The organism is Floccifex sp. (assembly GCF_051873495.1).
In the GTDB taxonomy this organism is placed as follows: Bacteria; Bacillota_I; Bacilli_A; order Erysipelotrichales; family Erysipelotrichaceae; genus Floccifex.
On record NZ_JBJEEX010000108.1, the window covers coordinates 22,393 to 28,826 of the forward strand.

6 protein-coding genes and 1 other annotated feature (1 of these 7 running past the window's edge) are annotated in these 6,434 nt (G+C 31.2%); of the genes, 1 reads left to right on the forward strand and 5 read right to left on the reverse strand.

All coding sequences use genetic code 11. The features are described from left to right. Positions 1 to 36, reverse strand: a binding site (T-box leader); it reaches 157 nt to the left of the window's first position. Between the two features lie 15 nt (positions 37 to 51). From ACI313_RS06365 to ACI313_RS06385, 5 genes are all read right to left on the reverse strand, one after another. Continuing rightward, positions 52 to 612, reverse strand: a complete 561-nt coding sequence (locus ACI313_RS06365) for an NUDIX hydrolase (RefSeq protein WP_439755574.1) — start codon at positions 610 to 612, stop codon at positions 52 to 54. Position 613: 1 nt separating this feature from the next. Beyond that, positions 614 to 1,174: a DUF3267 domain-containing protein gene (locus ACI313_RS06370; protein WP_320608463.1), complete on the reverse strand. Its 561-nt coding sequence runs from the start codon at positions 1,172 to 1,174 to the stop codon at positions 614 to 616. A 45-nt stretch (positions 1,175 to 1,219) separates the two neighbouring features. Continuing rightward, the gene (ptsP, locus tag ACI313_RS06375; RefSeq protein ID WP_320608464.1) at positions 1,220 to 2,923 is read right to left on the reverse strand and encodes a phosphoenolpyruvate--protein phosphotransferase; all 1,704 of its coding nucleotides are present in this window, start codon (positions 2,921 to 2,923) and stop codon (positions 1,220 to 1,222) included. Between the two features lie 105 nt (positions 2,924 to 3,028). After that, positions 3,029 to 3,634: an ECF transporter S component gene (locus tag ACI313_RS06380; RefSeq protein WP_320608465.1), complete on the reverse strand. Its 606-nt coding sequence runs from the start codon at positions 3,632 to 3,634 to the stop codon at positions 3,029 to 3,031. A gap of 113 nt (positions 3,635 to 3,747) precedes the next feature. Next, positions 3,748 to 5,481 (reverse strand): ABC transporter ATP-binding protein, encoded by a 1,734-nt coding sequence (locus tag ACI313_RS06385; protein WP_320608466.1) that lies wholly within the window; start codon positions 5,479 to 5,481, stop codon positions 3,748 to 3,750. 69 nt (positions 5,482 to 5,550) lie between these two features. Here ACI313_RS06385 and ACI313_RS06390 point away from each other — a divergent pair, with 69 nt between their 5' ends. Continuing rightward, positions 5,551 to 6,318: a Cof-type HAD-IIB family hydrolase gene (locus ACI313_RS06390; RefSeq protein ID WP_320608467.1), complete on the forward strand. Its 768-nt coding sequence runs from the start codon at positions 5,551 to 5,553 to the stop codon at positions 6,316 to 6,318. Positions 6,319 to 6,434 lie beyond the last annotated feature (116 nt).

Sequence of the window (6,434 nt, forward strand, 5' to 3'; positions counted from 1 at the left end):
CTCAAAAAGATTACTCCTTCTATTCATTGCATGTATTAATAGTTTATCAAACTACAAATAATTTTCAAGCGAAATTTGCTTTAATGTATTTTCAATTAATTCTAATTCATCCATAAAAATACAATTATTAAATAAATTATGCTTTACTCCATTCACGCAATCATCAAAAGACATCCACACAACTTTTTCAATTTCTTCTTTTTGAACTGTAAATTGATCTTGATCTAAATAATAACAATACACATTGGAAATCTGTACATCATGAAATACATTCCCATGAAATTCACCTTTAAATTCTCTATTTTGTTTGCCACAATAAATCAATTTCTTTTCATCTATTTCAATACCAAGTTCTTCTTTTGCCTCACGAATAGCACTTTCAACATAAGAACAACCTGCTGGAATATGACCAGCTGTGGAAATGTCAAAACAAGAAGGAAATGAATCTTTTTCTTTACTGCGTAACTGCAACAAAATTTCAAGTTTTTCTTTTTTACGGATGATCCATACATGACTGGTACGATGGCGAATCCCTTTTTCATGAGCAATTGTACGTTCTACAATTTGACCTGTAGGATTTCCTAGTTCATCAACAACATCTAAATATTCCATATCATTCATACCAATACGTATATTGTTTATCCATAAAGATTTTAGCTTTTTTAGGAAGCTTTAAAGCATGATAAACATTTAAGTAATCATCGATTCCTAAGACAAGTGAAAATAAACCGAAAGTCCCCAAAATCACATGAGAAGGATTACTCATAAAAATTAAATATGGAATAAGTCCTAATAAAATATTCGGGAATAAATTCATAAAAATGTACCGATTACGATTCATTTCTTCATTTCCTCTAACAAAAATCAATCCCATACCAAGATACATATTCACTTTTCCATAAAATACAAGCGAATGACAGAATTCATGTACAATCAAAAAAACTAAAGATAAGATTGTTCCAATATTAATAAATTCAGCTAATGCTTTAATTCTTAAACACATAAGCGCATATAAAAAAACCAACAAGACCAAAGCAATCGCATCAACTTTAAATCCTTGTTTATTGAAATCATCTTCTTGTGTTAATTTTTTACTTTTTGGATGTTTTTTGAGAGTACCTGTAGGAAGTTCATTAAAATCCCCATTAAATTTTCTTTTAACACTTAATTCCATAACAAACCACCTTTCAAAAAAAAGGACTCATGCGAGTCCTTCAGATTATTCACCCATGTAAGCAGTTACTGTTTGTAATACTTCATCTGCAGTGTCTTTTGTGACACATTCTGCAGCTAATTTTTGTGCATTTTCAAAAGTAATTGATTTAACTTGTTTACGAGCATTTAAGATTTGTGTAGCACTCATAGAGAATTCATCTAATCCTAATCCTAATAAAATTGGAACAGCTTTTGGTTCTCCAGCCATAGCTCCACACATTCCAACCCATTTACCATGTTTATGAGCTCCGTCAATTGTCATCTTAACAAGACGAAGGATACTTGGGTTAAATGGTTGATATAAGTAAGATACTTTTTGTGACATACGGTCAGCAGCCATTGAATATTGGATTAAGTCGTTTGTACCAATTGAGAAGAAATCTGCATATTTAGCAAATTGATCAGCTAATACAGCAGCAGCTGGAATTTCAACCATCATACCAACTTGGATATCATCGCTAACAGCAACACCTTCAGCAATTAATTCAGCCTTAACATCTTCAAAAATAGCTTTAGCATCTTTGAATTCTTGAACAGTGGCAATCATTGGGAACATGATGCATAATTTACCATAAACAGAAGCACGACATAAAGCACGTAATTGTGTACGGAAAATATTTGTTTGGTCTAAGCATAAACGAATAGCACGGTATCCTAAGAATGGGTTCATTTCTTCAGGGAAATCATAGTAATCTAAGTGTTTGTCTCCACCGATATCTAATGTACGAACAACAACTTTTTTACCTTGCATTCCTTCTAATACTTGTTTGTAAGCTTGGAATTGTTCTTCTTCAGTTGGCCAATCTTTTGAACCCATGTATAAGAATTCAGTACGGAATAACCCTACACCTTCTCCACCATTTTTTAACACACCTTCAACATCAGCATATCCACCGATATTTCCAGCTAATTCAACTTGGTGTCCATCACTAGTGATACTAGCTTCATTTTTCAATACTTTTAATTCTTCTTTTTCTTTTAAGTATTTTGCTGCTTTAGCTTGATATTTTGCTACCGTTTCTTCATCTGGATTAATAACAACTTCACCATCTAATGCATCTAAGGCAATGATATCTCCTGTATTACATGCATCTAATACTCCAGCACAACCTACAACGGCAGGAATTTCTAATGAGTTAGCCATGATTGCAGAGTGAGAAGTTTTACCACCAATTTCAGTAGCGAAACCTTTAACGTATTCATTTAATTGTGCAGTATCAGATGGAGTTAAATCGTGTGCAACGATAACTGAATCTTCTGAAATAGAAGTTAAATCAGGAATAACAACACCTAATAAGTTACATTTTAGACGGAATGTAACGTCTTTAACATCGGCAATTCTTTCTTTAAAGTATTCACCTAATGTTTCAAACATTGCACATGCCATATTTGCATAGTTATCTACAGCATATTCTGCATTTACTTTATCATTATTGATAGCAGCTACTACTTGATCATGTAAATCTGGATCCCCAGCCATCATTAAGTGAGCGTCAAATACAGCTAATTCTTCTTCACTTAAACGTTTAGCTGCACGTTCTTTAACTCCTTCAATATCCTTTTTAGTTTGCTCTAAAGCTGCTTCGAATTTTGCAACTTCACTATCAGCATCTTCAATTGTCTTTTTTTCGATGACAACTTGTGGTGTTTCCAATTTATATACTTTTGCTACAGACACACCAGCACTTGCCGCGATACCTTTTAACATGAATAATTCCTCCTAAGCAAAGCGTTGTAACGCTTTCATCCATTAAATTTTAACATTATTTATATTATTCTTCAATGAAAAAAAGGAGAATAAGTCCCCTTAAGTTTATTTATTCACAACAACATCAATTCCTTTACTACAAGCTCCTCCAACAATTGTACAAGCTAAAACTTCAATCAATCCTTGTAATCCAACTAATAAAACAACAAACATTAAAGGATTGGTTGCTCCAAGTGAAGAACATAAAGCTTGTACATAATCGGTATTATAGAAGGCGATGCAAATATATCCCATAAAAAATACCGTATTTAAAAATGGCGCAAAGAAACTAGCAATAAAATATCGTGCATTTCCCTTCATGCCTTTTTTTAAACCTTGAGCAATCATTCCAACTAACCATCCCATAATCGTTCTTGTCACAACACATAAAATAAATGTGTGGACTGGTGAAATTGATAAGAATGTTGATGTCATAACACTTGCTCCTGATAAAGCATCATAGAAACTAATGATTCCAAACACAAACCCTAAAATTGCTCCCGTACTTGGTCCTAAAACAACTGCTCCAATCGCTACTGGAACTGTTAGAAAAGACATTTTTAGCGGTCCAATGGGTACCATTCCAAGTCCAATCAATTTCATGACAATTTCTACCGCAATCAAAAGCGATAACTGTGTCATAAACTTTACACTTGAATTTCTCTTGTTCATTTTTTTACCCTCCTACTTTCGTTTCAAAATGAATACGATGTAAATTCTAATTTGGTAATTTATTCATAATAGTCAATAGATCTATTTGAACTACCATAGCGATTATATACAATCTAACTTCGTTTTTCAAATTGAAGTTGATAATATTTCGCATATAAACCATTTATTTTCATTAACTCTTCATGTGTTCCCTTTTCTTTAATTCCCTGGGAATCCACAACAAGAATTTCATCGGCATTTTTAATAGTGGATAAACGATGAGCAATGGTGATACAAGTTCTATTTTTAGCTAATTCATCTAAACTATTTTGAATAACTTGTTCACTTTCATTGTCTAAAGCGCTTGTTGCCTCATCTAAAATTAAAATTTTAGGATTCTTTAAAAATACGCGTGCAATCGCAATGCGTTGTTTTTGCCCACCTGAAAGACGAGCCCCTCTTTGACCAACAAATGTATCATATCCATCTGGTAAAGACTGAATAAAATCATGGATATTTGCTTTTTTACTTGCCTCAACAATTTCTTCAAAAGAAGCATTTTCTTTTCCATACGATATATTTTGAGCAATTGTTCCCGAAAACAAATAAACATCTTGTTGAACGATCCCAATATTTTGACGTAGTGACTTTAATTGAAGTGAGCGAATATTTTGTCCATCAATTAATATTTCACCTTGATCTACATCGTAGAAACGTGGAATCAATGAACAAATTGTTGTTTTTCCTGAACCAGAAGGACCAACTAAAGCTACTTTTGTTCCCGCTTTAATCGATAAAGAAACATCTTGTAAAAGTGTTTCATCTTGATTATATTGAAAATAAACATGATTAAAATCTATATTTCCCTTTACATCTTTTAATTCCTTCGCATCTTTTTCATCTTTAATTTCCGGTGTTAAAGAAACAACTTCTTCAAATCGTCTAAATCCTGAAATACCTTTTTGAAACATTTCCGTTAATTCCACTAAAACTTCAATAGGAGAAATAAATATACCGATGTATAAGGCAAAAGTAGCTAAATCAATCACTTCTAGATTTCCTAGAGCAACAAAATAACCTCCAAAAATCAAAACACTCGCATATAATAAACCTTGGAAGAAATTGTTTCCTGATTGAAAGATTCCCATGGCACGATAATTATTCTTTTTCGATTCTAAAAACAAATTATTAGAGTAATCAAATTTTTCTTTTTCAACTTGTTCATTTGTAAATGATTGTACAACGCGAATTCCACTTAATGAATCTTGTACCGATGCATTGACTTCTCCAATTTTTCTTCGATTATCATCAAAAGTTGCTCGCATCTTTTTATTATTAAAATAAGAAAAAATGCCCATCGCAATGGTAATCACAAGTAAAATGAGAGCAAGCGGCCAATAAATAGACATCAATATAATAAATGATCCACTAATTTTCAAAAAAGAAATAAATAAATTTTCGGGTCCATGATGAGCAAACTCACTGATATCAAATAAATCCGTTGTGATTCTTGACATCATAACCCCAGTATTATTTTCATCATAATAACGAAAAGAAAGTTTTTGGTATTGATCAAATAAATCATTTCGCATATCTCTTTCCATCTTAGCTCCCATAATATGTCCTTGTGAAGAAACAAAATATTTACTAAGAGCTCGTATTGTATACAAAATAAGTAAGAAAAGCGCTAAATAAGGTAAAATAGATAAAATATTTTGTTTATCAATAAATAAAGTATTTGTGCAATAATTTAAAATTAGAGGAAACAATAAATCAATGATGGAAATTAAACAAGCACAGATTAAATCTAAAATAAAAATTGTTTTATAAGGTTTGTAGTAATTTATAAATTTTTTTAATGTTGTCATGTAATTACTTTACACCAACTCTAAAAAAAAAGATATAATTGATTTATTAAATCAAATAACGGAGGATACATGGTAAAAATTATATTTTTTGATATTGATGGTACTCTTGTACAATTAGGAACAACTAAATTATCAACCAAGACCAAAGAAGCTTTATTGGCATGCCGTCAAAAAGGAATAAAGATTTTTTTAGCTACAGGACGTCCTAATTTTGTGATTCCTGAATTTGATATTGAATTTGATGGTGTTGTTTCTTTCAATGGTCAATATTGTTACAATCAATCACAAGTTATTTATGAAAATTCTTTAAATCCTTGTGAAGTTCTACAAGTTAAACAAAACTGTGACAAGTTAAATAAACCATTAGCTATCGCAACAAAACACAAACTTTGTTCGAATTATTATGAAGACTTATTGGATTATTATTTCACATTTGCTTCTCAAAATTTAGAAGTAGATCAAAACTTTGATGAAACAATTAAAGAGCCTGTTTTTCAAATGATGGTATCTACTGATTCTTCTTTAGATAAACAATTACTTCATAATTGTCATTCTTTACAAATCACAAGGTGGTGGGATAAAGCATGTGATATTATTCCTTTACATGGTGGTAAAGAAATTGGTATTCAACATGTACTCGATTACTATGGCTTTTCTATCGATGAATCAATGTCTTTTGGTGATGGTGGAAACGATGCTTCTATGATTATGTATACAGGTATTGGAATTGCCATGGGAAATGCCAAAGATGAAGTTAAACAAGTTAGTGACTATGTGACTTTAGATGTTAAAGATGATGGAATTTATCATGCTTTAAAGCATTTTGATATTATTTAGGAGGTTTTTTAAGTAATTAAAAATATTTCTAAACGTTATTAAAAGTGTTTAAATATACTCATGGAGGTATTTGTATGAACACATCAAACATCACAAATTATAAACCAAAAGATTTT

Coding starts and splice junctions, on each gene's coding strand:
- ACI313_RS06365 (WP_439755574.1), bottom strand. CDS start 612: ATGGAATATTTAGATGTTGTTGATGAACTAGGAAATCCTACAGGTCAA.
- ACI313_RS06370 (WP_320608463.1), bottom strand. CDS start 1,174: ATGGAATTAAGTGTTAAAAGAAAATTTAATGGGGATTTTAATGAACTT.
- ptsP (WP_320608464.1), bottom strand. CDS start 2,923: ATGTTAAAAGGTATCGCGGCAAGTGCTGGTGTGTCTGTAGCAAAAGTA.
- ACI313_RS06380 (WP_320608465.1), bottom strand. CDS start 3,634: ATGAACAAGAGAAATTCAAGTGTAAAGTTTATGACACAGTTATCGCTT.
- ACI313_RS06385 (WP_320608466.1), bottom strand. CDS start 5,481: ATGACAACATTAAAAAAATTTATAAATTACTACAAACCTTATAAAACA.
- ACI313_RS06390 (WP_320608467.1), top strand. CDS start 5,551: ATGGTAAAAATTATATTTTTTGATATTGATGGTACTCTTGTACAATTA.